The following is a 518-nucleotide window of genomic DNA, read 5'->3' on the forward strand; positions in this document are numbered from 1 at the left end:
CGCAACTATAATTTCATGAGCTGTAAGTCTCTGAACAATTCTGTCTTCCTGTGAATTGCCTCTACTAGGAGCTTTAGGCATGCCGTCCATTGAGGCTGCCTTTATTAATGATTCCCCAGCTATTCTTTCTAACCGAGGCAATTCATCTTTCAACAATCGTTTTACGTTTCTTTGCGTCTTCTCTTTGTCGATGTGACTAGAAAAAATCGTTTGCTGTTCAAATAGTCCCAATTCCGACACCCCTTATATGGTATAATTTAGTTGACATATAAATTATATTAATAAGAGGCATCATCTCCGCGTTCACCGTTTGGTGAGCGTTTTTTTAGTACCCATTTAGAATGTCAATCACCCATGCGGTATGAAACCAAATCAAGTAGATGATGACTCCAATGCATCCGATCACAATTCCATACCCAACAATGCCAATAATGGCCGTTTTAATTTTCTCCCACATCGTCTACTCCAATCTCATCAACCGTGAATCGATCTACGTTAATTAGATATTTTTTACCATC

Annotated in this window: 2 protein-coding genes; both read right to left on the reverse strand. The window is 38.8% G+C overall.

The features are described 5' to 3' along the window. The coding region (locus FD16_RS13215; RefSeq protein ID WP_010623359.1) for a hypothetical protein at positions 1–231 on the reverse strand (231 nt) is incomplete at its 3' end. Between the two features lie 94 nt (positions 232–325). Next, entirely contained in the window at positions 326–457 is a 132-nt protein-coding gene (locus FD16_RS13285) for a hypothetical protein (protein ID WP_268871799.1), read from the reverse strand. Positions 458–518: the final 61 nt, after the last annotated feature.

This window comes from Paucilactobacillus suebicus DSM 5007 = KCTC 3549 (genome assembly GCF_001434475.1).
Classification (GTDB): Bacteria; Bacillota; Bacilli; order Lactobacillales; family Lactobacillaceae; genus Paucilactobacillus; species Paucilactobacillus suebicus.

Coding starts and splice junctions, on each gene's coding strand:
- FD16_RS13285 (WP_268871799.1), bottom strand. CDS start 457: ATGTGGGAGAAAATTAAAACGGCCATTATTGGCATTGTTGGGTATGGA.